21 protein-coding genes are annotated in these 24,090 nt (G+C 31.8%); 15 read left to right on the forward strand and 6 right to left on the reverse strand.

Going from position 1 to position 24,090, the window contains the following annotated elements; genetic code table 11:
* Positions 1 to 52 precede the first annotated feature (52 nt).
* The 3 genes from Q0050_RS02340 (at position 53) to Q0050_RS02350 (ending at position 4,423) form a co-directional block, all read left to right on the forward strand.
* Positions 53 to 2,779, forward strand: a complete 2,727-nt coding sequence (locus Q0050_RS02340) for a T9SS type A sorting domain-containing protein (protein WP_298392286.1) — start codon at positions 53 to 55, stop codon at positions 2,777 to 2,779.
* Between the two features lie 105 nt (positions 2,780 to 2,884).
* Positions 2,885 to 3,994, forward strand: coding sequence for a C1 family peptidase (locus Q0050_RS02345; RefSeq protein ID WP_298392288.1), 1,110 nt, complete (start codon positions 2,885 to 2,887; stop codon positions 3,992 to 3,994).
* 3 nt (positions 3,995 to 3,997) lie between these two features.
* Positions 3,998 to 4,423 (forward strand): PH domain-containing protein, encoded by a 426-nt coding sequence (locus tag Q0050_RS02350; protein WP_298392290.1) that lies wholly within the window; start codon positions 3,998 to 4,000, stop codon positions 4,421 to 4,423.
* Positions 4,424 to 4,462: 39 nt separating this feature from the next.
* Here Q0050_RS02350 and ygiD read toward each other — a convergent pair whose 3' ends face one another.
* The gene (ygiD, locus tag Q0050_RS02355; protein WP_298392358.1) at positions 4,463 to 5,296 is read right to left on the reverse strand and encodes a 4,5-DOPA dioxygenase extradiol; all 834 of its coding nucleotides are present in this window, start codon (positions 5,294 to 5,296) and stop codon (positions 4,463 to 4,465) included.
* Positions 5,297 to 5,427: 131 nt separating this feature from the next.
* Here ygiD and Q0050_RS02360 point away from each other — a divergent pair, with 131 nt between their 5' ends.
* Positions 5,428 to 6,111 carry a hypothetical protein gene (locus Q0050_RS02360; protein WP_298392292.1) on the forward strand — a complete coding sequence of 228 codons (684 nt, stop codon included), beginning with the start codon at positions 5,428 to 5,430 and terminating at the stop codon, positions 6,109 to 6,111.
* Between the two features lie 96 nt (positions 6,112 to 6,207).
* The gene (locus Q0050_RS02365) at positions 6,208 to 8,853 is read left to right on the forward strand and encodes a T9SS type A sorting domain-containing protein (RefSeq protein WP_298392294.1); all 2,646 of its coding nucleotides are present in this window, start codon (positions 6,208 to 6,210) and stop codon (positions 8,851 to 8,853) included.
* 49 nt (positions 8,854 to 8,902) lie between these two features.
* On the opposite strand, the gene Q0050_RS02370 is transcribed toward Q0050_RS02365, so the two are convergent.
* Positions 8,903 to 9,742 (reverse strand): S1-like domain-containing RNA-binding protein, encoded by an 840-nt coding sequence (locus Q0050_RS02370; RefSeq protein ID WP_298392296.1) that lies wholly within the window; start codon positions 9,740 to 9,742, stop codon positions 8,903 to 8,905.
* Positions 9,743 to 10,038: 296 nt separating this feature from the next.
* On the opposite strand from Q0050_RS02370, the gene Q0050_RS02375 reads away from it, so the two are divergent.
* On the forward strand, positions 10,039 to 10,476 hold the full coding sequence (locus Q0050_RS02375; RefSeq protein ID WP_298392298.1) for an SET domain-containing protein-lysine N-methyltransferase: 438 nt from the start codon (positions 10,039 to 10,041) through the stop codon (positions 10,474 to 10,476).
* Here the strand turns inward: Q0050_RS02375 and Q0050_RS02380 are convergent.
* Positions 10,450 to 10,956 (reverse strand): hypothetical protein, encoded by a 507-nt coding sequence (locus tag Q0050_RS02380; RefSeq protein ID WP_298392301.1) that lies wholly within the window; start codon positions 10,954 to 10,956, stop codon positions 10,450 to 10,452. The two genes, Q0050_RS02375 and Q0050_RS02380, sit on opposite strands and share 27 nt — an antisense overlap.
* Positions 10,957 to 10,983: 27 nt before the next feature.
* Positions 10,984 to 12,642, reverse strand: coding sequence for a 2-succinyl-5-enolpyruvyl-6-hydroxy-3-cyclohexene-1-carboxylic-acid synthase (gene menD / locus Q0050_RS02385; RefSeq protein ID WP_298392303.1), 1,659 nt, complete (start codon positions 12,640 to 12,642; stop codon positions 10,984 to 10,986).
* Positions 12,643 to 12,885: 243 nt separating this feature from the next.
* Here menD and Q0050_RS02390 point away from each other — a divergent pair, with 243 nt between their 5' ends.
* Positions 12,886 to 13,380, forward strand: coding sequence for a GNAT family N-acetyltransferase (locus Q0050_RS02390; RefSeq protein ID WP_298392305.1), 495 nt, complete (start codon positions 12,886 to 12,888; stop codon positions 13,378 to 13,380).
* 82 nt (positions 13,381 to 13,462) lie between these two features.
* Here the strand turns inward: Q0050_RS02390 and Q0050_RS02395 are convergent, their stop codons facing one another.
* Positions 13,463 to 13,846 carry a nucleoside triphosphate pyrophosphohydrolase family protein gene (locus Q0050_RS02395; protein WP_298392307.1) on the reverse strand — a complete coding sequence of 128 codons (384 nt, stop codon included), beginning with the start codon at positions 13,844 to 13,846 and terminating at the stop codon, positions 13,463 to 13,465.
* A gap of 384 nt (positions 13,847 to 14,230) precedes the next feature.
* Here Q0050_RS02395 and Q0050_RS02405 point away from each other — a divergent pair, with 384 nt between their 5' ends.
* From Q0050_RS02405 to Q0050_RS02420, 4 genes are all read left to right on the forward strand, one after another.
* Positions 14,231 to 15,331 carry a GyrI-like domain-containing protein gene (locus Q0050_RS02405; protein WP_298392311.1) on the forward strand — a complete coding sequence of 367 codons (1,101 nt, stop codon included), beginning with the start codon at positions 14,231 to 14,233 and terminating at the stop codon, positions 15,329 to 15,331.
* 98 nt (positions 15,332 to 15,429) lie between these two features.
* A complete protein-coding gene (locus Q0050_RS02410; protein WP_298392313.1) occupies positions 15,430 to 15,972 on the forward strand; it encodes a sigma-70 family RNA polymerase sigma factor in 543 nt (180 codons plus the stop codon).
* 33 nt (positions 15,973 to 16,005) lie between these two features.
* Positions 16,006 to 16,425, forward strand: coding sequence for a hypothetical protein (locus Q0050_RS02415; RefSeq protein ID WP_298392315.1), 420 nt, complete (start codon positions 16,006 to 16,008; stop codon positions 16,423 to 16,425).
* A gap of 10 nt (positions 16,426 to 16,435) precedes the next feature.
* A complete protein-coding gene (locus Q0050_RS02420; RefSeq protein ID WP_298392317.1) occupies positions 16,436 to 16,894 on the forward strand; it encodes a sensor of ECF-type sigma factor in 459 nt (152 codons plus the stop codon).
* An 85-nt stretch (positions 16,895 to 16,979) separates the two neighbouring features.
* On the opposite strand, the gene Q0050_RS02425 is transcribed toward Q0050_RS02420, so the two are convergent.
* The gene (locus Q0050_RS02425; RefSeq protein WP_298392319.1) at positions 16,980 to 18,029 is read right to left on the reverse strand and encodes a sialidase family protein; all 1,050 of its coding nucleotides are present in this window, start codon (positions 18,027 to 18,029) and stop codon (positions 16,980 to 16,982) included.
* Between the two features lie 129 nt (positions 18,030 to 18,158).
* On the opposite strand from Q0050_RS02425, the gene Q0050_RS02430 reads away from it, so the two are divergent.
* The 4 genes from Q0050_RS02430 to Q0050_RS02445 all read left to right on the forward strand — a co-directional run bounded on the left by Q0050_RS02430 (position 18,159) and on the right by Q0050_RS02445 (position 24,067).
* Entirely contained in the window at positions 18,159 to 19,526 is a 1,368-nt protein-coding gene (locus Q0050_RS02430) for a hypothetical protein (RefSeq protein ID WP_298392321.1), read from the forward strand.
* 100 nt (positions 19,527 to 19,626) lie between these two features.
* Entirely contained in the window at positions 19,627 to 21,603 is a 1,977-nt protein-coding gene (locus Q0050_RS02435; protein ID WP_298392323.1) for a KUP/HAK/KT family potassium transporter, read from the forward strand.
* A 107-nt stretch (positions 21,604 to 21,710) separates the two neighbouring features.
* A complete protein-coding gene (locus Q0050_RS02440; RefSeq protein WP_298392325.1) occupies positions 21,711 to 22,925 on the forward strand; it encodes a methyltransferase domain-containing protein in 1,215 nt (404 codons plus the stop codon).
* 8 nt (positions 22,926 to 22,933) lie between these two features.
* Complete coding sequence (locus Q0050_RS02445) at positions 22,934 to 24,067, forward strand: endonuclease (RefSeq protein ID WP_298392327.1); 1,134 nt, start codon at positions 22,934 to 22,936, stop codon at positions 24,065 to 24,067.
* The last annotated feature ends 23 nt before the right edge of the window (positions 24,068 to 24,090 follow it).

Below are 24,090 nucleotides of genomic sequence, written 5' to 3' on the forward strand. Positions count from 1 at the left end.
TTGTCAGATTTTTACATCTTAAGGAAAGTAGTACACATTTAAATAAAGAAATATGAAAACAGCTTTACTTTTTATTTGCTCAATTTTATCCTCGTTTAGTTATGCTCAAATTTTAGACACAAATTTTGGTATTAATGGAATTGCTAATAATCATTTTTCTACCTCTAGAAGCTCTGATGTAATTTTAGCAGCAGCTATTCAACCTGATGGAAAAATTATTTATGTTGGAAAAGGTATCAATGAAAATTACTCTTTCATAGCACGGCACAATAATGACGGTAGTTACGACACATCATTTAATACTTTTGGTTTCAGAACTAGCGTTGGAAAAGGATTTAATTCTGTATTAATTCAAAATGATGGTAAAATATTGGTAGGTATTGTATATGATGGATACTCAGATTTTGATAATGTTAGAAGATTTAATTCAGATGGTAGTTTGGATACTACTTTTGGAATAAATGGTTCAGTAAAAATAGTTGAAAGCAATTCTTTGTTTAATACCAAATCATTTTCGCTACAAGATGATGGTAAAATTGTACTGAATGGTATTAATTATAGTCCATATTCTGGTGGAAATACTGCTGGAAACAAAATTGAAGTGGTGCGATTAAATTCAAATGGTTCCTTAGATGCAACCTTTGATACCGATGGAAAAAAAATCATACCAATAGCTACATTTAATGATGAAAGTTATGCGTCGATAATTCAAAATGACGGAAAGATTTTAGTTACAGGAAGATCAAAATATTCTAGTAATCAAAATAGTTATGATATAATTACTATTCGATTAAATGAAAACGGTGCACTCGATAATACTTTTGGAAATAATGGCATATCGAGATTTCATAGCAGTACAAATTCGAATGGTATAGCAAGATCAATAACAATTCAATCGGATAATAAAATTTTAATCGCAGGATTACAAAATTCCTATCTTACCATTTTAAGATATAATGTTGATGGCTCTTTAGATACTACTTTTAACACTACTGGTGTTTATCAATGTTCGTTACCTATAAATAATCCTAGTGTCTCAACCACTAATTATTCGTGCATACCAATAATAAAAAGTTTATCTAATGGAAAAATTTTAGCCTCAGCGACAATAAATTCTGATTATGCATTAGTTGAATTAAATTCGGATGGAAGTTCTAATCTAAATTTTGGAACAAATGGAATTTTAATGTCCAATGCAAATGATTTTGATTATTCTAGTTTTTTATTAATCAGACCAAATGAAAATATTATTACCGGAGGCGGAAGCAATGATATAGCAAATATAAATTATACTTTAGAAAAAAAAGAGTTTAATTCGAATGGAGTTTTTATAACTAGCACTACTTTCAGCTTGACCGAAGGCACTGATAAAGTACTTAAATCAGTAGTGCAAAATGATGGAAAAATTATAAGTATCTGTGAATTTCACAAAGACACATCTATTTTTAATGTGATTAGAAGACAGCATACTGATGGAACTATTGATACTACTTTTGGAGCTAATGGGCAAATACAATTAAATACTACCTTATCTAAATTAATTGTTGATACCACCGGCAAAATTATTGCTATAGATAAAGTTGCACCCATACTTTATAAATTTAATTCCGATGGAACTCCTGATGTAACTTTTGGAATCAATGGTTTGAAAAATTATAATTTAGATAGTGCAAATAGAATCCTTTATATTGATGAACTTTTTGTTTCAACCACTAATGAAATCTTTATCGGTTTTGATTACAAAACTAATGTTCCCAATTATATTTTTGATTTATCAAGTTTTGGTTTAGCCAAACTAAATGTAGATGGCACAATCACTACTAGTTTTGGAATAAATGGAATTGCAACGCTAAGATTTGATTATTTTGGAATTTATTCAAATGAATGGCCTACAAATATTTGTATACAATCTGACAATAAAATAGTTGTAGCTGGTAAATTAAATTATGAGTATTATACAGGTAATCCAGAAAATTCAGTTGTTGGCATTACAAGATTCAATAGTGATGGTGTTCTTGATACTACCTTTGGAAATTCTGGTAAAATCATCACACAAGTAAATACTAAAAATTATGGGACCGATATGATTTGCTTAAATAATGATCAATTTTTAATTAATATAGTTGATGTAAACAATTCAGTTACTAATACCTTTACAGTGAAATACAATTCTGATGGAAATTTAGACCTTAATTTTGGTGTTAATGGCATACTTAACGACGGCTATAAAAGTAATAGTATGATTGTTCAACCTGACGGAAAAATTATAAAATCTGTAAGCTCATCAAATCAATTTTCTATAAAAAGATACCTATCAAATGGAACTATTGATTTGGGATTTGGAAATGCTGGTACGCTATCAACCGCTGTAAATTATTTAGGAGATTGTAATACACTTCTTTTAACAAACGACAATAAGCTCTTGGCTGGTGGTTCTTCGTTCAATGGAACTAATGTTGAAATGACACAAGCAAAATATACTGATTTAAACTTGGATGTTGTATCACCTAACAATCAAAATTCTTTTCTATTTTATCCAAATCCAATACAAACAGAAGCTACATTTAGTTATAACTTAATAAATAATGAAACCGTATCTATAGATATTATAGATTTTCAAGGTAAAATTGTTCAATCAGTTCTACAAAATAAACCTCAAACAAAAGGTTATCATATTCAAACCATTAATCTGTCTAATAGACTAGCAGCAGGAAATTATATTTTAAAGTTCTATTCTTCATTTGGTAGTAAAAACATAAAGATTATTAAAAAAGATTGATTTTAAGACTTACACCTTTAAAAAAGACATTAGTAATCTAATGTCTTTTTTTATGCTAATTATTTAAAATTTATACTATTTTAGCAATGTAAATTTGTAATAACAATGAAAAAACTACTTTTCTCCATCGGATTGCTTTCTGTAACTATGGCAAGTTATTCGCAAGCTTATGAATTTCAAACCGTAAAAGACATTGAAGCCAATCCAGTGATTTCGCAAGATATTACTGGTACTTGCTGGAGTTTTTCGACTACCTCTTTTTTGGAAGCCGAAATAATTCGTCTTACTGGAAAGAAAATTGATTTATCGGAAATGTATAATGTGCGTAATACTTATCCTAAAAAAGCTTGGAATTATGTTATGCGTCAGGGAAAAGCTCAATTTGGTGAAGGTGGTTTAGCGCACGATGTCATTAATAGTGCAGAAGATTTTGGATTGGTACCACAAAGCGCTTATACCGGGAAGTTAAATCCGGAAGATAAATACAATCACGCCGAACTAACAGCCGTTTTGGAAGCAATGTTAAAAACCTATGTTTCTAATCCGGGACAAAAGTTATCTCCACAATGGAAAGAAGCTATTAATGCTGTTTTGGATGTGTATATGGGTAAAAATGTAACCGAATTTACTTTTGAAGGTAAAAAATATACACCAAAAACCTTTTTGGAACTGACAAAAATCAATCCGAAAGATTATGTAACGATTTCGTCATTTACACACGAAACTTATAACAAACCGTTTTTGTTAGACATTCCAGATAATTTTTCAAATGGTATGTTTTATAATGTAACTCTTGACGAATATATTCAAAATATTGATAATGCCATTGATAACGGCTACACGCTTGCTTTAGATTGCGATGTTTCTGAAGCTACTTTTTCTGGTAAATATGGTGTTGCGGTAATAGCTGAAAATGAAGTCGATGCCAAAGTAATTGCTTCAGAAATCAAACCAGAGAAAAACATTACAGCAGCATACCGTCAAGCGGAATTTGAAAATCTTTCTACTCAAGACGATCATTTAATGCATATTGTTGGAAAAGTAAAAGATCAAACGGGCAAAATATATTATAAGGTAAAAAATTCTTGGGGTTCAAAATCAGGGAAAGATGGTTTTGTATATATGAGTGTTTCTTATTTGAAATTGAAAAGTATCTCCGTACTTTTGCATAAAGAGGGTTTGATTAAATCTACCAAAACTAAATTAGGATTATAACAAATGAAACGATTTCTATCTACTAAAAACACCTTTACTATTTTCATTCTTTGGGGATTAGTTGTATTTTTAATTTCGATACTAGCGCTAAATTTAAATGAAGGAAATACTCCATTAATTCCGCTAATAGTGATTAGTTTAGTTACTGCATTTGTCCTTTGGGTATTATTAGACACAAGATATGTTATTAAAAATAATTTTCTTTTGTATCGTTCTGGTCCAATTCGTGGTCGTATTGATATAACCAAAATCAAATCTATAAAACGTCATTCGGGTTTGAATGTGCCTGTAATGCTCAAACCGTCACTTGATACGAAAGGATTTATTGTAACCTATAATACATTTGACGACTTATTTATTTCACCCATAAAAAGTGACATATTCCTTGAAGAAATCAAGAAAATCAATCCACAAATTGAGTTGATTTAGTAAATATAAGGTAAGCCAATAGATAGCTTACCTTTTTTCTTATCCAATTTTTACTGAAGTCATGTTCAAGGAACCACCAACTAGTTTATCATTAAAGAAACTAATTTCGTCTTTGTTGTCTTGCAAAGCAATACTGTAAAGCAAAGGATAATAATGATCTGGCGTTGGAATCGCGTTTTTGGCGGCACTACTCAACTTTTCATAATCTATTAGCGATTTAAAATCATTATTTGCGATTTTATCTTTAAAAATAGTATTCATTTCGATGGCCCAATCAAAACCATAGTTGGGTACTTGCATTTTATCCCAAGCTACCATTCGGAGGTTGTGTACCATATTTCCGCTTCCTATAATAAGTACGCCTTTTTTTCGCAAGGATGCCAATTGTTTGGCTAAATCATAATGGTATTGTGGCGGTTTGTTATAATCTATACTTAGTTGCAACACTGGAATATCTGCGTTAGGATACATATGTCGCACGACAGTCCAAGTTCCGTGATCTAAACCCCAATCGTGGTCTAAACCAACATTGGTTGAGGTAATTAAGTCGGATGTTGCTTTTGCCAATTCAGGACTTCCTTTCGCAGGATATTGCACGTCAAACAACTCTTGTGGAAAACCACCAAAATCGTGAATTGTTTTCGGATTATCCATCGCTGTAATATTTGTTCCGTTAGTTAACCAATGAGCAGAAATTACTAAAACCGCTTTGGGTTTTGTTATTTCTTTACCAAATCTAGACCAAGTTCTTGAAAATTCGTTGTCTTCAATTCCGTTCATCGGCGAACCGTGACCAATGAACAACGCTGGAAGTTTTTCATCGACTTCGTTTAGTTCGTTAGTCCAATTATAAAATGGTTGTAATGATGCCATAGCTATACCTCCTACTACTGTTTTTATGAATGATTTTCTTTCCAATGCTTAATACTTGTATATACAAATATACACATTTAAGTATCATAATAAATATAAATTAACAACGTTTTAAATATCAAAGACTGCTTATGAAAATCAAAACACTGACTATACTTACATTTTTCATCTTCTCTATTGTTAATCAGAATGCAAAAAGTGATTATTCCGTTGCTAAGAGCAAAATAGAAGCCCAACGAAAGGCAATAAAAATTATCTATTTAAATGCCTCTGCACAAGAAAGAAAAGCCATCCTACAATCGACTAAACAAGTAATTACTAAAAATTTGACTGCTTCAATAATTCCGTTTTGGTACGGTACAAAATGGTCTTTTGAAGGATATACTGCCACTCCGAAAGAAGGCAAAATTGCTTGTGGCTATTTTGTTTCCACCACATTAAGTCACGCAGGTTTTAAATTAAACCGTTACAAATTGGCTCAAAAAGAACCCAAAAAAGAAGCGGAACTGCTTCAAATGAGTCAAGACATTGAAGTTTTAGAAAAAACCCCGATAGAATTAAAAAAACATTTTATTTCCACCAAAAAAGATGGACTCTATTTTGTTGGTTTAGATTTTCACGTAGGTTATTTGTTGAAGGAAAATAACGAATTATTTTTTATCCATTCAAGTTATGTTAATCTCGAAGGAGTAAAAAAAGAAACTGCTATAACATCAAAAGCTTTTGCGAGTAAGAAATACTATATCGTACCTATTACTGAAAACGAAAAATTAGTAAAAAAATGGATTTTGAATGAAACCGTTTTAACTAATTAGATTCCTAATTTCAAAATAAATTACTATTAAATAAAAAAACTCTATATTTCGACGCAACCTTTTGGTTTTTCTGCATCTATAAATAAAACTTTATTTATGAGAAAAACTTTACTCCTCCTATTTTGTTTACAATCTCTTATAATATCTTCTCAAATATTAGACCCTACTTTTGGTACGAACGGAATTGTAAATAATCAGTTTACTAATTTTTCTAGCTTTGATAATTGTCTTAAAGCAACTATACAAAGTGATGATAAATTAGTTTATATCGGTCAATGTGATTTAGGCTACTACATTGCTAGAACAAATGTTAATGGAACTTTAGATACTTCTTTTAACGACATTGGATATAAACTTACTGATAGAGTGACTTCAATAGCCATTCTAGCTAATGGACAAATAATGTATGGAGGAGGTACTGGAATATTTTTACTGAATAGTGATGGAAGTAGTGATACGACTTTTGGAAATCAGGGTTGGGTAAGACTTGATTATAATTCAAATAATATTAACATTGTTTCAATTAAAATTCAAAACGATGGCAAAATTTTAGTTTTGGGAAGTTACTTAGATGATTTTTGTACAATAAGGCTAAATCCAAATGGGACTTATGACACTACATTTGATAATGACGGAAAAGCAATTTTAAGTGTAGGCGTCAGTACAGATGAACCTTCGGAAATAGAAATACAAACAGACGGAAAAATAATTATTACAGGACGTTCATTAAATTATGATGCAAATCCTGACACAAATGAAATAGTAACCTTTAGGTATTTATCCAATGGAACTTTAGATACAACTTTTGCTATTAATGGCATTTCAAAAATAGATTTTGGTTCTAATAGTATGGATTTACCTCAAGATTTAAAAATACAACCAAACGGAAAAATTGTATTGGTATGTCACACACAAAATTACAATATAACACTTCTTCGTTTTAATAGTAATGGAACTTATGATCCTACTTTTGATAATGATGGTATATTAAATACTAGCTATACCAACAGCCAAAGTCAAAACTCCAAAACAAAATTAATCATAAAACCTAACGGTAAAATTTTATGCTCATTTTCAAGAAATTCACTTTTCAACTTAATACAAATCAATCCTAATGGGACTTCCGACACTTCATTTGGCATAAATGGTTTAGCTGTCCTTAATAATGGTAGTAGTTCTTCTTCAAAATATCTTTTTATAAACACACAAGGAAACATTGTTACAGGAGGAAGAAGTAGAACTGGCACTACTTTGACAGGTTATTTATTCAAAAATGCAAATGTAACATTTGATAGTAATGGAGTTTATCAAAACTCAACTAATTTTAATATATATAGCAGTTATGATGACATAAAAAATATCTGCGAATTAAGCACCGGCAAAACAATTGCATTGACTTCAAACAAAAATAGTACTGCACTTGAAATTACTTCTTCAATAGTTCGTTATAATATTGACGGCAGCGTAGATTTTACCTATGGAACAAACGGTTTAATACCATTCACTTTTAAAATTGGAGAATTAAAGAAATGCTCCAATGATAAAGTTGTTTTAAATGCATTTTCAAGTCTTCACAAACTTAATGAAGATGGTACTTACGACACCAGTTTTGGAACTAACGGAATTGTCGATTTTAGTAGCTCAAGCTCTATTGGAAGATCAATTAGAGCTATTGAAGTTACAGATAATGATCAAATTTATGCATTACTTGTTAATGTTAATTCAAGTATAGGTGAAGGATTGTTTTCAATGGAATTACTTCGATTAAATGCAAATGGAACAGTTGATACTACATTTGGAACCAATGGATATGCACTTTATCGCTTCAATAGTAATAGTAATGTTGATAACGAGATTCCTTATTGTTTAACTATTTTATCTAACGGACAAATTGTTGTTTCTGGAGCAGTTTATTTAAGTCCCCATTATATAAATTATTTTGATTTTGGTATTGGATGTATAAAATTCAATACCAATGGTACTTTAGACACTTCCTTTGGAACTAATGGTAAAGTTTTAAGCACTTTTAATAATGTCTATGTTCCTAAACAAATTGTTTGTACTACTAATGATGAAATTATAATAAATGCTCTTGATTTTCAGGATGGTAGTACTGGTGCTATAATTAAATATAATACAAATGGTTCATTAGATTCCTCTTATGGAACGAATGGAGTTGTGGAAGATTTATTTCTTAATAATGATATGATTATCCAACCCGATAATAAAATTTTAAAAACTGGTCAACTTAATAATGACATTACTACAGTTCGATACAATACCAATGGAACACTAGATACCACATTTGGAAATCAAGGTTTTTTGACTACAATAATTAATCAACATTCGAGTCCAAACGATTTATTGTTACTTTCTAATGGGAGTTTATTAATTGCAGGAAATTCAAGTAATACTGGTATTTATGCTTCTCAAGCAAGATATACCGATTTGAATTTTGTAACTAATAATAACACTCAAAGCAATAAAACTGTTTTCTATCCAAATCCAATTAGAAATACCGCTAATTTTGATTTTTTATTAGAAAAAGATGGCATAATTAGTATTGAAATAGTTGACTTACAAGGAAGAGTGGTTAAAAGCATTATTAAAGAAAAATTTACAAAAAAAGGAAAATATAGTAAAATAATTACAATGGAAAGTGATATTGTTGCAGGAAACTATTTTATCAGACTTTCAACACCTTTAAAAAATCAATCTTTAAAAATTATAAAAATCGATTAATTAATTCAAAATGAAGTTTCAAAAAAAGCACTGAATTCAGTGCTTTTTTCTATTGTATTAGGTAAATCCCATCATCTTTAATTTCAATCAATTTCTCTTTGTATAAAAGTCCGATTGCTTTTTTGAAGGTTTTTTTGCTCATTTTTAAAACCGTCTTAATATCTTCCGGATTAGAATTGTCATTCAATCGCAAGAAACCTCTACTTGCTCTCAACTCGTTCATTATAATTTCTGCATTAGGTTCGATGTTTTCAAAACCTTGTTTGTGTAACGAAACATCAATTTTTCCGTCAGGACGCACTAGTTTTATATAACCTTTCATTTTGTCACCAGTACGAATGGTATCGTCATAAACTTCATCTTTATACACTAAACCTTTATGTTTTTGATTGATGATTACATTGATTCCGATTTCGGTAATGTGTGAAATGATTAAATCTACTTCTTCTCCTTTTTCAACTGTGATGTTTTCGTTGTCCAAAAACTGATTGGTTTTGCTAGACGCCACTAATCTATTGGTTTTTTCGTCCATATAAAGATAGACCAAGTAACGTTTTCCTTTTTCCATTGGACGTGCTTGTTCTTTGAATGGCACCAGAATGTCTTTCTCCATTCCCCAATCCATAAAAGCACCTATTTGATTGATGTAGTTTACTCGTAAAAGTGCAAATTCGTTTAAGAAAATATAAGGCACAAGCGTTGTTGCAACAGGTCGTTCCTCGTGATCTAAATATACAAAAACCGTAATTTCTTCACCAATTTCATATACTTTTGGAACGTATTTATTAGGTAACAAAACATCATCTGCTTCGTTGCCGTTTCCTAAAAATAATCCCACTTTAGTTTCTCTTAAAATGGTAAGCGTATTATGTTGACCTATATTGAGCATTTTCTTGAATTTGTGCAAAGGTACGAAAAGGTTTTTTAGTTTCGGGTTTCGGGTTTCTACGAATGTTGTTATTACTGATGCGTTCTTTTTAGTGTTTCCAATAATGCATTTAGCTTTTTGTGAAATACTTCAAGAACTCGCATAAGACAAATTTTCGTTTCTAAAGTTCTCGATACAATTTTTTAATAATTGCTTATTGCATTTTTCAAAAAATCAGTTGAAGTGACTTTAATGCCCATTGAAGTTGATTTCTGAAGATGCTATTGCTCCTGAAATTCTTATATTTGATTAAAAAAATGGATAGCAATTCTATTGAAGCGCAAGAATCGGATTATTTGTACGTCGAAATTTCGCAACTTCCTAATGCGGGAAAAGGTTTGTATACGGCTATTGACATTTACAAAGACGAAATTATTTCGGTTTTTAAAGGAGAAATTCTATCTAATGAAGAAGCCGAATTGCGGATACAAAACAATACCAATCAGTATTTTATGAAGCTTCCAAACGGAAGGATTCTAGATTGTAAAAACACCGATTGCTTCGCAAAGTATGCCAATGATGCCAGTGTGTTTTCAAATACTGACTTTAAAAATAATGCCAAAATAACTTTAGATGAAAATAATAGAGTTTGTCTAGTGGCCATCCGAAAAATAAAATCTGGTGAGGAAATTTTTTGCGATTACGGAAAGCCTTACTGGAAGAAATTTTTACTTGAAATTAAGAGCAAAAAGTAAAGAATAATTGTTTTGTACCTTATTAAAAATAACCCTCGGAATCAGAGCTGGTGTCAACCTACTTTTTTTGAAAAACGTTATTTTGAATTGCACCGGCACACCAATTAAATTCATTTTTTCGCCTTGAAAATGATTGGTATAATGTAAATATCCCAATCCGACTTGTGGTATTACTAACAACTCATTTCCTAAATGAATTTCTCTTCCAATCAACGCATCTGACTCTAAAAATGCTTGAAAATAGCCGTTATTATTGTTTATGTTTTTACTTATCCCAAAACCAACAATGACATTTGCACTGTAAACCATTCCATCCTTATTATAAGAAATTTGATAGCCACCAGTTACACCGTTCTCTTTCCATTGTCTAAAATTAGTATAAACGCCACTGGCAATATCGAAAGAAAATTTAGGACTCTGATAGCGCTGTGAAAAAACCATCAGTGGAATAAAAATAATAAAGACAATAATTTTTTTCATCAATCCGACAGTTAACTTTTGATAAAATTAAACCAATTCCTTGAAATATTGTAACAAAACCTTATCGTTTTCTAAAGTCGGCGTGAATACTTCTAATAAGATAGGTTTATCATCATTAGAAAATAATAATTTTAATCCATTATTTAACGAAGTTTCATTGCTTGCAATATGATAATCTAAACCGTACATTTTGCATAAATGTTCTGCTGTCAAACAATGTGATGTTTCGAAAAACGTATTAAAAACCGGTGTTTCATCGTGACCTGGCAGGATTCTGAAAATGCCACCACCACCATTATTAATCAAAATAATTTTGAAATTTTTAGGAATATAATTGTTCCAAAGTGCATTGCTGTCATACAAAAATCCGATATCGCCTGCAATGAATACGTTTGGTTTTTTACTACCAACAGCAGCTCCAATTGCAGTTGATGTGCTGCCATCGATGCCACTTGTGCCACGGTTACTAAACACTTCTATAGTTGGATCAATATCAAATAATTGGGCGTATCTAATAGGTGAACTATTACTGATTTGTAACTGTGAATTTTTAGGCAAAGCCGGAAGTACTTTTTCAAATACTTTAAAATCAGTAAAAGGAATTTTGGCTAAGTATTCTAAACTTCGTTTTTGACGTAACGCTTTTACATCTTGCAAATGCTGATTGTAATTGCTTTCGACCATTTCTGTCAACATAAAAAACGATTGAAAAAACAAATTAGGCGCGACTTCAAAATGCTTGGTTAGACAACCAAAAGTATCATAAGCTCTTAAATCATCAATATGCCAATGGTGATTGGATTGGTATTTTCGAAGAAAAGCTTTGATGCGTTTCGACACAATCATTCCACCAAAAGTCACTAAAATTTCGGGTTGAAATTCTAAAAAGTCTTCGTGTGTGAAGGGTGTAATTATCGAATCTATAGTATTTATAAACTTTGGATGGTGCAAATTAGAAGTGGTTTCAATCATTACTACAACCGATGGATCATTGGCTAATTTGTCAAGAAACTTCTGCTCTACTGCGTTGGGTTCGTTTACTCCAACAAGAATTAATTTCTTTTTAGAATTGTTCCAAATGTTGGCGTATTCTGAAATAGGTTCGTCGAAAATAAATTCTTTTGCTGTAGCAGAAATCACTTTAGGTTCAACAGTTAATTCAGAAACCGTTTCGTACAAAGGTTCTTCAAAAGGCGCGTTGATATGCACTGGACCTTTTTTGGCGAAAGCCGAATTGATGGCTTCGTTTATTAAAAAATCATTTTCATAGGATGCATTTTCAGTAAGATTAGCATTATATAACGAATGATTAGCAAATACATTTTCTTGACGAATCGTTTGTCCGTCGCCAATATCGATCTTGCTTTGTGGTCTATCAGCAGAAAGCACAATAAACGGAATTTGACTGTAAAATGCTTCAGCAAATGCAGGATAATAATTTAATAAAGCCGAACCGGAAGTGCAAACTACAGCAACTGGTTTTTTAATTTGTTGTGCCATTCCTAGAGCAAAAAAAGCAGCCGAACGTTCATCGGCAATACTATAGCAAGTAAAATCTGGATGCTGCGCAAACCCAATTGTCAATGGAGCATTTCTAGAACCTGGAGAGATTATTATATTGTGAATTCCTTTAAGCCTGAAAATTTCTATAATTGATTGGGCTAAAGGTATTTTTGGGTATTTCATTTTTAAATTTTTATGGCACAAAGGCGCAAAGTCATCTAGGCTTTTGATTATACAAAGTTACAAAGTTATTTGTTGATTTGTAATTTTAAACACAGAGAAACATAGTTTTTTGAATACTAATTTAAGTCACTTCGTTTTTCAGAGAAAACATAGCTATGAAATCTATATAAATGCAAAGCATCTTTATCAGTTTATTGAATCTATGTTTCTATGTGTTTGAAAAATCTTTATTACTTTTGAGCCATGGAAATCAACATCAGACCTTACCAAATTGACGATACAGCCGCAATTTTAGAAATTATAAATTATAATATTCTAAATTCCACAGCCTTGTATGATTATCAACCGCGAAGTTTAGAAAATCAAATAGCAATTTTTGAAGACAAACTTCAAAAAGGGTTTCCTATCATTGTTGCTATTGAAAATGAAATTGTGGTTGGTTTTGGTTATTATAGTGAATTCCGATTTCGTGAAGCTTATAAATTTACCGTCGAACATTCGGTTTATGCGCATCCCAATCATATTGGCAAAGGCATTGGAAAATTAATTCTTGCTAACTTAATTGATTTGGCTAAAGCACAACAACTTCACACAATGATTGGTGTTATTGATGCTGAAAACCAAAGTAGTATTGATTTTCATAAGAAATTCGGCTTTGAAATAGTTGGAACCATAAAAGATTCAGGATTCAAATTTGATCGATGGCTGCACAGCGTTTTTGTTCAAAAGATGCTTTAATAGTTTTCAGTCACGGTATTCAGTTGCAGTTTGTAAACTGAAAACTGAAACCGGAAACTGAGACTGAGACTGAAAACTGAGACTACTTCAATATTTCCTCAAAATTAGGTTTGAAATAGTTTGGACCTTTCATTACTTTTCCGTCTTCTCTATAAATTGGTCGTCCGTCTTCGCCAAGTTTGCTCATATTACTTCTTTGAATTTCTTCAAAAACTTCTTCAATTTTGTCTTGCAAGCCGTGTTCGATAATGGTTCCACACAAAATATAAAGCATATCACCAAGTGCGTCGGCAATTTCTACGATATCGTTATTTTGAACCGCTTCTAAGTATTCTTCATTTTCCTCTTTCATTAAATTAAAACGAAGTAAGTTTTTATCGTCACCTAAATGGGCGCGCATTGTTTCACTATATCCAATACCAAAAGCAGTATGAAATTCTTTAACAGCATTAATTTGTTTTTGCATTTTTTTGAAATTAATTAGGAAGCCAAAATACAAATTATGAATACAATTGCCTAAATTTGTTGAAAAAATAAAGATTATGTTTACAACGGGTCAATTGGTATTTGCTGTATTATTTATAATTGCTTTTGTCTTTGCAATGATTTATGCTTACAGAAAAGATAAAGCACTTCATACTATGTTTTATAAGGGAAATTATAAAATACTTTTAGGTTTTTTTGGATTTATTCTGTTATTATTCATAATCAAAATTTCCTTAAAGCATTAACTAATAGTTACTAGAGAAATCGACTGTTGTGAATTTAATTGTAAAACAAGTTCGACATTTAGAATTGTTTAATACTAAAATTAATTTCTTACATTTACGTCGTAATTTCTTAACCTCTAATGAGAATACTTAAATATATCTTTTTATTACTATTCCTTATATTAATAGGATTGTCGGTTTTTGTTGCCACACAAAAAGCTAATTATGATGTTACAAGAAGCAAAGTAATTAAAAATCCGAGAGCAACCGTATTCAATTACATCAATGATTATCGCAATTGGGAAACTTTTAATTCGTGGATTTTAGAAGACGAATCTATAAAATTTACTTATCCTGAACTTTCGGCTGGCAAAGGCGCTTCGTGTTCTTGGCAAAGCGGTTCTAATTCTGGAAACTTGAAAACTATTTACGTGAAGGAAAATGACAGTATTTCACAAAAAATGGTTTCGAATAATGAAAACTCTCAAATTTCTTGGAAATTCAAAGATACCGTTGGTGGCACAAAAGTAACTTGGAGCAGTAAAGGAACTTTAGATTTTAAATCGAAAGTACTGGCCTTCTTTCAAGGAGGAATCAATAGCGTTGTTGGCGATGCTAATGAAAAAAGTTTAGAAAATCTTAATAAAACTTTAGATTACGAAATTAACACCTATTCCATAAAAATAAACGGAATTGTGAATCGACCAGGAGGTTTTTATCTAAAACAATTCAAATTTTGTAAAGAAAAAGACATTACACGTAACATAAAAATTATGCTGCCAAGAATGCGCCGTTTCTTTGAAAAAAACAGTTTAGTAATGAACGGAAAGCCTTTCATTATTTATCACAAATACGACCGAACTAATGATATAATTGGTTTTTCAGTTTGTATGCCTATAAGAGATTCCATTTTTATTTCACCTGGTAGCGATATGCAATCGGGCGAACTCAAGCCTTATACCGCTCTGAAAACAACGTTGACCGGTGATTATTCACACACACAGCAAACTTGGAATAAAGCCTACCAACACATTGCAAAAAACAATTTGGTTAGAAATACGTCGCAGCAAATTATTGAAGTCTACACTAAAAATATGGACGATAATAAAAGTCCGTCGAAATGGGTAACCGAAGTTTATGTTCCTGTTTATCCAAAAGTTGTTGCAAGACCAGCGTACAGAAAACCAGTTGATTCTACTTCTGTTTCTACGCCAATCGCAGCACCAGAAGCGACGCCGTAATCTAAAACTTCATAAAAAAATGGTTGCCGTGTTAAACCTTTTTGATTCTCTTTATTCTAACTTGGTATAACAGCTTTGAATAAGATAAATTATCTGAATTGCAAGAAGAAAAAGAATTCATAAAAGAATTACTAGACCCAAAAACGCAAAATGTAGCGTTTCAAAAACTCTTGCGTGATTTTCAAAAACCGTTGTACAATCACATTCGAAATATTGTTTTAAATCACGACGATGCTGATGATGTTTTACAAAACACCTTCATCAAAGTTTTTCAATACCTCAAAAATTTTAAAGGCGATAGCAAACTCTTTTCTTGGATGTATCGAATTGCAACTAATGAAGCTATCACTTTTATCAACAGCAAAGCCAAAAGAAGCGGCACGACCAGTGAAGCTATGCAAACCAAAATTGTAGAGAATTTACAATCAGACGTCTATTTTGATGGAAACGAAATTCAAATAAAGTTACAAAAAGCCATTGCATTACTTCCTGAAAAACAACAATTGGTTTTTAAAATGAAATATTTTGAAGAATTAAAATACGAAAATATATCTGAAATCCTAGGAACATCGGTTGGTGCATTGAAAGCTTCTTACCATCACGCTGTTAAAAAAATTGAAGATTATATGAATACCAATTAAACCTTTTCAAACAAACTTTGTCCAATATACATTATGAATGATTTTAAATTAAATACCAACGAGAAAATAACTTCGGGATTCAAAATTCCAGAGGATTACTTTGCTTCTTTTTCTGAAAAAATATTAAACCAAATACCTTCAGAGGAACCACAAGTAATTTCATTTTATGCAAAATACAGCAGAATTTTATATGCGGCAGCAGCCATTGTAGTTTTAACACTTAGCATTCCTGTAGCAAACCTACTACAAAATAATAGTCAAGAAATTGCTTCCAATGAAATTGAAAATTATTTAACGCAACATTCGTCCTTATCGGATGATGATATTGTGAAATTATTAGATGAAGAGGATATCAAAAATATTGCATTATCAAGTTCAAATGCTATAGAGGAAGATGCCTTAGAAGAAGTACTTTTAAACACCAATCAAATTGAAGATTACATTACAAATTAAATAAAACAAAATGAAAAAATATAAAATTATCACGCTATTATTGGCCTTTCTAACCATTAGTTCGTATGCACAACCCGGAAATCGATTTAATGAAAAAAAGGAACAAATTAAATCCTTAAAAGTTGCTTTCATCACAAATGAATTGGATTTGACATCAGAGGAATCTGCTAAATTTTGGCCTTTATACAATGCGTTTGAAGACAAACAACACGAAATTAGAAAGCAAAAAATGAGAGCTTATATGAGTAAAGCTGATAGTGCTACTGATAAATTAACTGAAAAAGAGGCAACCACATTGTTAAGCCAAATGGAAGCTACCGAAGAGGAATTATACCAACTAAAAAAGAAATTTATCGCGAATTTGAAAAATGTAATTCCGGCCACAAAAATTTTAAAACTTAAAAAAGCGGAAGAAGAATTCAGTAAAAAACTACTGCAACAATACCGCGACAAGAAAAAAAGTAGATAGTAGTTTAGCTCTTAAAATTTAATATAAAAGTAAAAAGTGATTTTCGATTGAAGGTCACTTTTTTTATGCTACTTACTATATCTTATTATTCAAAAGTAATTTTCACGATTTTGTCTTTACCAGCAGCAATTGCGGTAGTTCTGTTTATGAACCTAATGGTATATAGCGAGGCATCAGTGCTAAATTGTGACCAAGTTGTTCCGCTATCGTTGGAATAAAACAAACCACTTATGCCCACTGAAACCAATTCTTTACCCTTACCATTTGGAACAAATTGAACGCAAGAAGTATATCCAAATCCGGTGTTCTCGCCTACTAATTTCCAAGTTTTTCCGCCATTGGTTGTTAGTGCTTTATTTTGAAAATTTTGTTTTGGTTTTTCATAATTTCCACCTGCAATAAATCCTATTTTATTGTCATAAAAGTCGGCTGTAAAAATTCCGGTCATTGCTTCACCTTGAACAATTGGTGTTTCATAAACACTCCAAGTAATACCTTTATCTGGCGAATAAAAAACTCTTGATTTTTTGCCACCAGAAACCAACCAAGTATTTGTTCCTTTGATGATAATATTAGTATTACTTGCTGCAAATGCCGCTTCGCCTTCGTTCATTGCTGGTAAATTTTTACACGGAATTTTGTTCCAAGTTGTTCCGCCATCACGAGTTATTAGCATACAAAAACAATTTTCAATTGGATCACCAATGGCTATTCCTTCTTGATCATTCCAAAATTGCATACTATCATAAAAAACCTTTTCGTTTTGTTCTTGATGCACCAAAGTCTTCTGTTGCAAATCTTTTGAAAACTTATAAAGCAATGCAGGAGTTCCAACATTTAAAATAAAAATGGAAGTTGTCGTTTGAGCGATACTTCTAAATTCTAGTTTTAGTGAATCTTTATTTATTTTTCGTTCCATTTTGCTAGCATTGGTTAAACTAACAAATCCTACCCTATTTTTATCGGCTGCATACCATACTTTATCTGAACTAACTGTAATTGGTCGAATACTAATTTTGTCCTTTAAAATAGTGTCTATCTTGGCTTTTGTGAAAAAAGTATGATCAGCAATTTGAGCCGATTTACAAGAAGTCAAAACAACTGAAAGCAACAATAAAAAAAGAGATTTTTTCATAAAATATAATCTGTTAACCGTGCTAAAATACGATATAATTTTGTGTTAATGATTTGTGAATAAAAAATCTTGGCACAAAAATTGGTTTATGCTAACAAATGCTATTATAAACCTTTAATACTTTGTGTTATGAAATCAAAAATATTTTTTTCGACAGTAATGAGTTTGCTATTTGCAGGTTCATTTGCCCAAGACAGAACAACTGTAAATGCTACAAGTTCTGAAATTAGTGACAACTTAGATTTAAAAGCTATTGCTTCTATTTTTGGTGAATCTAAAAATTTAGAAGATTTTGAAAATCGAATCAACGATCCTAAAGCCCAAATTTCTAATTTAGATTTAAATAATGATAATCAAGTTGATTATTTGAGAGTTATTGAATCGGTTGAAGGAAGAACCCATTTAATTGTAGTACAATCGGTTTTAGGTCGTGATCAATTTCAAGATGTTTGCACCGTTGAAGTAGAGAAAGACGCCAACAATCGTGTACAAGTGCAAGTCGTTGGTGACGTTTATATGTATGGAAGTAACTACATCTACGAACCAGTTTATGTAAACGTACCAGTAATTTATAATTATTTCTGGGTTCCAAATTACCGTCCATATTGTTCAAGTTGGTATTGGGGTTACTATCCAAGCTATTATACTTATTGGAGTCCTTGTCCGGTTTTTAGATACCGTCACAACATTGGTTTATGGATTAATTTCAGTCACCAATACAATTATGTAAATTACAGAAGATGTCACGTTGCTTACAATAATTACTATGGTAGAAGAGCTAATTATTGCGAAAGACAATATCCAACTCGTTCTTTCGGTCACAGAAATTCAGGTTACACTAACCGATATGAATTGGATAGAACAAGAACCACAAGAGACGTTGCGTTCAACAATACGAGAAATAACGGCATCACAAGAGGCAATGCAACAAATGGAACAGTAAGAGAAAATGCAACTTATGGTGGAGTTAGAACTAATAACAATACCATCAGAAACAATTCATCTGAAACTATAAGAAGTACGTCACCTGTAAGAGAAAATAATGTTTATGGCGGCGTCAGAACTAACAACAATACCATCAGAAACAATTCATCTGAAACTGTTAGAGAAATTAGTCCTGTAAGAGAAAATAATGTTTATGGTGGCGTTAGAACTAGTAACAATACCATCAGAAACAATTCATCTGAAACTGTGAGAAGCACATCGCCTGTTAGAGAAAATGCAACTTATGGTGGCGTTAGAACTAATAACAATACTATCAGAAACAATTCATCTGAAACTGTGAGAAGTACATCGCCTGTAAGAGAAAATAATTCTTTTGGCGGCGTTCGACCTTCTAGTGAAACAGTAAGAAGCGCTCCAACGACAAGAGGAAATTCTTATGAGCCATCAAGAAGTGCCTCAACATCAAGAAGTACTGGTGTAGAAAGAAGTTCAAGTAGTTCATCAAGAGGTGGAAATTCATCAGATAGAGGTGGAAATTCAGGTAGAAGATAATCTATAATTAATATAAACTAGGAAGCATCGAAAATATTCGATGCTTTTTTTATTTCAAATTGCTAAAATGAATAACTTTGCATTCTTTTATTAATTAATTATGAGCTCACACAGCCATCAAAACATTCACAGCAAGTTATCTACTGCTGGATTATTAGTTACACTAGGAATCATTTTTGGAGATATTGGTACTTCGCCTTTATATGTTATGAAAGCCATTCTTGGCCAATATGCCATAACATCTGATATCGTTTTAGGAGGAATTTCTTGTATTTTCTGGACGCTTACTTTGCAAACAACTTTAAAGTACGTAATCATCACCTTAAGCGCCGATAACCACGGTGAAGGTGGGATTTTTGCGTTGTTTGCCTTAGTTAAAAAAACAAAAATTAAATGGTTAATCGTACCCGCAATCATCGGAGGAAGTACACTGTTAGCTGACGGTATCATAACGCCACCTATTTCTGTTTCATCAGCAGTAGAAGGTCTTAAAATCTTTAAACCAGAATTAAATACCATTCCGATTGTTATCGTTATTCTGTGTATTCTATTTATTATTCAACAATACGGAACCAAATTAGTTGGTAAGTTTTTTGCTCCAATGATGTTGATTTGGTTTACAATGTTAGGTGTATTGGGAAGCATTCAATTGGTACAAAATTTATCAGTTTTCAAAGCGCTAAATCCCTATTACGCTTATAATTTATTATCTGCACATCCAGAAGGTTTCTTTGTTTTAGGCGCGGTATTTTTATGTACAACTGGTGCGGAAGCATTGTACTCTGATATGGGACATTGCGGTAGAAAAAACATCAGAGTAAGTTGGATTTTTGTAAAAATAATGCTTTTGTTAAACTACTTTGGTCAAGGAGCTTATTTGATATCTCACGAAGGAAGTACATTACAACAATTAGGCGGTAAAAATGCAAATCCTTTTTACTTAGTTATGGAAACTTGGTTTCAACCAATTGGTGTTGTGATTGCAACTTTAGCAGCAGTTATTGCCTCTCAAGCATTAATTAGTGGATCGTTTACCTTAATTAACGAAGCTATGCGCTTGAATTTCTGGCCAAAAGCTAGAATTAAATATCCAACCGAAGAAAAAGGTCAGTTGTATATTCCGTCAATAAATTGGTTGTTACTTGTTGGTTGTATTGGTATCGTTTTATACTTCAAAGAATCTAGCAATATGGAACACGCTTATGGTCTAGCTATTGTGTTAACGATGATTATGACCACTGTTTTGCTAAATTTTTATTTGATAATGAAGCGCGTTAAAATGTACTTCATCATACCATTAATTACGCTATATTTAGTTATCGAATTCTGTTTCTTATACGCTAACGTAACCAAATTTTTACACGGAGGTTTTGTAACATTAATCATTGCTGTAATATTAATTTCGATAATGTCAACTTGGTATTTGGCCAAACAAATTAGTAAAAACTACACTAAAATTGTAAAAATAGAAGACTATAAAAAAGTACTAGCTGAACTAAGTGTCGATTTATCGATTCCGAAATATGCTACACACCTTGTATATATGACCAACTCTATGCGAAGTGATGAAATAGAGGAAAAAGTGATGTATTCGATCTTGCAAAAAAGACCAAAAAGAGCTGATATTTATTGGTTTATTCACGTAAACATTTTAAGTGAACCTTACAAAAAAGAATATCGCGTTACTGAAATTGTTCAGGATGATATTTACAGAATTGATTTCTACCTTGGCTTTAGAGAACCAACTAAAATCAATTTGATGTTCAAACAAGTAATTAAAGATATGGTGCAACGCGGCGAAGTTGATATCACCAGTCGTTATGAATCATTGAACAAAAATAATATTATTGGAGATTTCAAATTTGTTCTTTCAGAGAAATTCTTGTCTAACGATAGTGATTTAACCTTCTTTGAAAACACCGTGATGGGTGGTTACTTCTTTATGAAAAAATTCAGTTTGTCAGAAGAAAAAGGTTTTGGTTTAGACAGTAGCTCGGTTAAAGTGGAACAATTTCCGCTGGTACTTCACGCTCCAGAAAAAATTGAAATGAGACGCATTGAATGTAAATCAAATTAAATTCATTTAAATACCCTGAAAAAGTATTCGTTAAACACAAGAAGTTTTAATGAATACTTTTTTTGTTTCTATTAAAAGCAATACCTTTGCAAGCTGATTAAAAAACAATGAGATTACATAGAAATTTAGTTTACACCACAATAGATTCTTTGAACGCAATTTTCAATGAAGGAGAATACGCCGATAAAGTCGTTGCACGTGCATTAAAAAAAGACAAACGTTGGGGAAGTTCCGATAGAAAATTTGTCGCAGAAACCATTTACGAAATTGTAAGATGGAAACGATTATATTCAGAAATTGCTGCTGTTAAAGAACCCTTTGATAGAGATGATTTGTGGAGAGTATTTGCCGTTTGGGCTGTATTACGCGGTTATCCAATTCCAGATTGGAGACAACTTGAAGGAACACCTGAACGAAAAATTAAAGGAAAATTCGACGAGTTATCTAAAATAAGAAAAATGCGTGAATCGATTCCTGATTGGATGGATGAAGTGGGTATTGCTGAACTTGGCGAAGAACTTTGGACCAAAGAAATTGCAGCTCAAAATCAACAAGCCAAAGTAATCCTGAGAGTTAATACATTAAAAACTACGAAAGAAAAACTTCGTGCCATTTTAATGGATTTAAATATCGAAACGGAATTCCTAAAAGACCAACCCGATGCTTTGGTTCTTACTGAAAGAGCTAACGTATTTTTAACCGATGCTTTTAAAGAAGGCCTATTTGAAGTTCAGGATGCCTCTTCTCAATTAGTAGCAAGATTTCTAGATGTTCAACCAGGTATGCGTGTGGTTGACACTTGCGCTGGTGCTGGAGGAAAAACGCTTCATATGGCTTCATTAATGGAAAACAAAGGCCAATTAATCGCAATGGATTTGTATGAAAGCAAATTAAAGCAATTAAAACTACGAGCTAAAAGAAATGGTGCTTTTAATATTGAATACCGCATAATTGATACCACAAAAGTGATTAAAAAACTGCACGAAAAAGCAGATAGAGTTTTGATTGATGCACCTTGCAGCGGTTTAGGAGTTTTAAAAAGAAATCCCGATGCTAAATGGAAATTACAACCTGAATTTATCGATAATATCAGAAAAGTGCAAGCTGAAGTGCTAGAAAGCTATTCTAAAATAGTAAAACCAGGTGGGAAATTAGTTTATGCTACTTGCTCGGTTTTACCTTCTGAAAATCAGGAACAAATTAAGAAATTCTTAAGTACTGAAATCGGAAAAAGCTTTACCTTTGTCAAAGATTCAAAAGTATTAGCTTCAGAATCAGGCTTTGACGGATTTTATATGGCACTTTTAGAACGAAAATTATAAAAATTACTATGAAAAATAATTATACCTTATTACTAATCTTACTTTCAAGTTGGTGTTTTGCACAAATACCAAACGGATATTACAATTCCGCAACAGGTTCAGGTTACACACTTAAAACACAATTAAAAACAAGAATTACAACGGGTCATATCGATCAAGGTTATGGCGCGCTTTGGAATTTATATACACAATCGGCTTTTAGAGATAACTATTATGAAAATAATGGTTCCCTTTTAGATATGTATTCTGAAAATCCTACCGGAACTGACGCATACGAATACACCTCTACTGGACAACAATGTGGTTCTTATAGTGGTGAAGGTGATTGCTATAACAGAGAACATCTTGTACCACAATCTTACTTTGATGGCTTTCAAGTAGATCCGATGAAGAACGATCCTTTTCACGTAGTGCCATCTGACGGAAAAGTAAATGGTGACCGAAATAACTTCCCTTTTGGTGTTGTTGCTTCAGGAAGTTATGTTTCTTCTAATGGTTCTAAAAGAGGAACAAATGCCGTTAATGGTTTTTCTAACTACGCTGGAACAGTATTTGAACCAATCGATGCATTTAAAGGTGATGTAGCTCGTGCTTACTTCTACTTTGCTACACGCTACGAAGATTTTATGGATGACTTTTACAATGCTGCCAATGCTAATTCTTGTCAAGCCAAAAACATGTTTGATGGTTCAACCAATAAAGTTTTTAGCGATAATTTCATTCTACTGTTAATTAAATGGCATTTGCAAGATCCGGTTTCACCAAAAGAAATCGCTCAGAATAATGCGATATATAATTTCCAAGGCAACAGAAATCCGTTTATTGATAATCCAAATTATGTTTGTGCTATCTGGAGTGCTCAATGTGCTACAGTAAACGCTCTTGCTAACGATTCATTCGAAATGAGTTCTAATGTTACTGTTTATCCAAATCCATCTAACGATCAAAAAATTAACATCAACAGTTCAGTTGCCATCGACACTATTGAAGTAGTAAATGTTAACGGACAAATTATCAGACAAATCAATAATCCTACATTTGATAACAATACTTTTAGTATTGAAAATTTATCTCAAGGATTTTACTTTTTGAAGTTAACATCGAATAATCAATCGATTACTAAGAAAATTATCATCAACTAAGAAGATAAAATATTTGCATAAAA

This window comes from Flavobacterium sp., from assembly GCF_027483985.1.
GTDB lineage: Bacteria > Bacteroidota > Bacteroidia > Flavobacteriales > Flavobacteriaceae > Flavobacterium.

Excerpts from the sequence above, each read along its gene's own strand:
- Q0050_RS02380 (WP_298392301.1), bottom strand. The coding sequence starts at position 10,956 with ATGAAAAAAATTATTGTCTTTATTATTTTTATTCCACTGATGGTTTTT.
- Q0050_RS02435 (WP_298392323.1), top strand. The coding sequence starts at position 19,627 with ATGAGCTCACACAGCCATCAAAACATTCACAGCAAGTTATCTACTGCT.
- Q0050_RS02430 (WP_298392321.1), top strand. The coding sequence starts at position 18,159 with ATGAAATCAAAAATATTTTTTTCGACAGTAATGAGTTTGCTATTTGCA.
- Q0050_RS02425 (WP_298392319.1), bottom strand. The coding sequence starts at position 18,029 with ATGAAAAAATCTCTTTTTTTATTGTTGCTTTCAGTTGTTTTGACTTCT.
- Q0050_RS02440 (WP_298392325.1), top strand. The coding sequence starts at position 21,711 with ATGAGATTACATAGAAATTTAGTTTACACCACAATAGATTCTTTGAAC.
- Q0050_RS02390 (WP_298392305.1), top strand. The coding sequence starts at position 12,886 with ATGGAAATCAACATCAGACCTTACCAAATTGACGATACAGCCGCAATT.
- Q0050_RS02395 (WP_298392307.1), bottom strand. The coding sequence starts at position 13,846 with ATGCAAAAACAAATTAATGCTGTTAAAGAATTTCATACTGCTTTTGGT.
- Q0050_RS02445 (WP_298392327.1), top strand. The coding sequence starts at position 22,934 with ATGAAAAATAATTATACCTTATTACTAATCTTACTTTCAAGTTGGTGT.
- Q0050_RS02340 (WP_298392286.1), top strand. The coding sequence starts at position 53 with ATGAAAACAGCTTTACTTTTTATTTGCTCAATTTTATCCTCGTTTAGT.
- Q0050_RS02345 (WP_298392288.1), top strand. The coding sequence starts at position 2,885 with ATGAAAAAACTACTTTTCTCCATCGGATTGCTTTCTGTAACTATGGCA.
- Q0050_RS02365 (WP_298392294.1), top strand. The coding sequence starts at position 6,208 with ATGAGAAAAACTTTACTCCTCCTATTTTGTTTACAATCTCTTATAATA.
- Q0050_RS02405 (WP_298392311.1), top strand. The coding sequence starts at position 14,231 with ATGAGAATACTTAAATATATCTTTTTATTACTATTCCTTATATTAATA.
- ygiD (WP_298392358.1), bottom strand. The coding sequence starts at position 5,296 with ATGGCATCATTACAACCATTTTATAATTGGACTAACGAACTAAACGAA.
- Q0050_RS02420 (WP_298392317.1), top strand. The coding sequence starts at position 16,436 with ATGAAAAAATATAAAATTATCACGCTATTATTGGCCTTTCTAACCATT.
- Q0050_RS02360 (WP_298392292.1), top strand. The coding sequence starts at position 5,428 with ATGAAAATCAAAACACTGACTATACTTACATTTTTCATCTTCTCTATT.
- Q0050_RS02375 (WP_298392298.1), top strand. The coding sequence starts at position 10,039 with ATGGATAGCAATTCTATTGAAGCGCAAGAATCGGATTATTTGTACGTC.
- menD (WP_298392303.1), bottom strand. The coding sequence starts at position 12,642 with ATGAAATACCCAAAAATACCTTTAGCCCAATCAATTATAGAAATTTTC.
- Q0050_RS02350 (WP_298392290.1), top strand. The coding sequence starts at position 3,998 with ATGAAACGATTTCTATCTACTAAAAACACCTTTACTATTTTCATTCTT.
- Q0050_RS02415 (WP_298392315.1), top strand. The coding sequence starts at position 16,006 with ATGAATGATTTTAAATTAAATACCAACGAGAAAATAACTTCGGGATTC.
- Q0050_RS02370 (WP_298392296.1), bottom strand. The coding sequence starts at position 9,742 with ATGCTCAATATAGGTCAACATAATACGCTTACCATTTTAAGAGAAACT.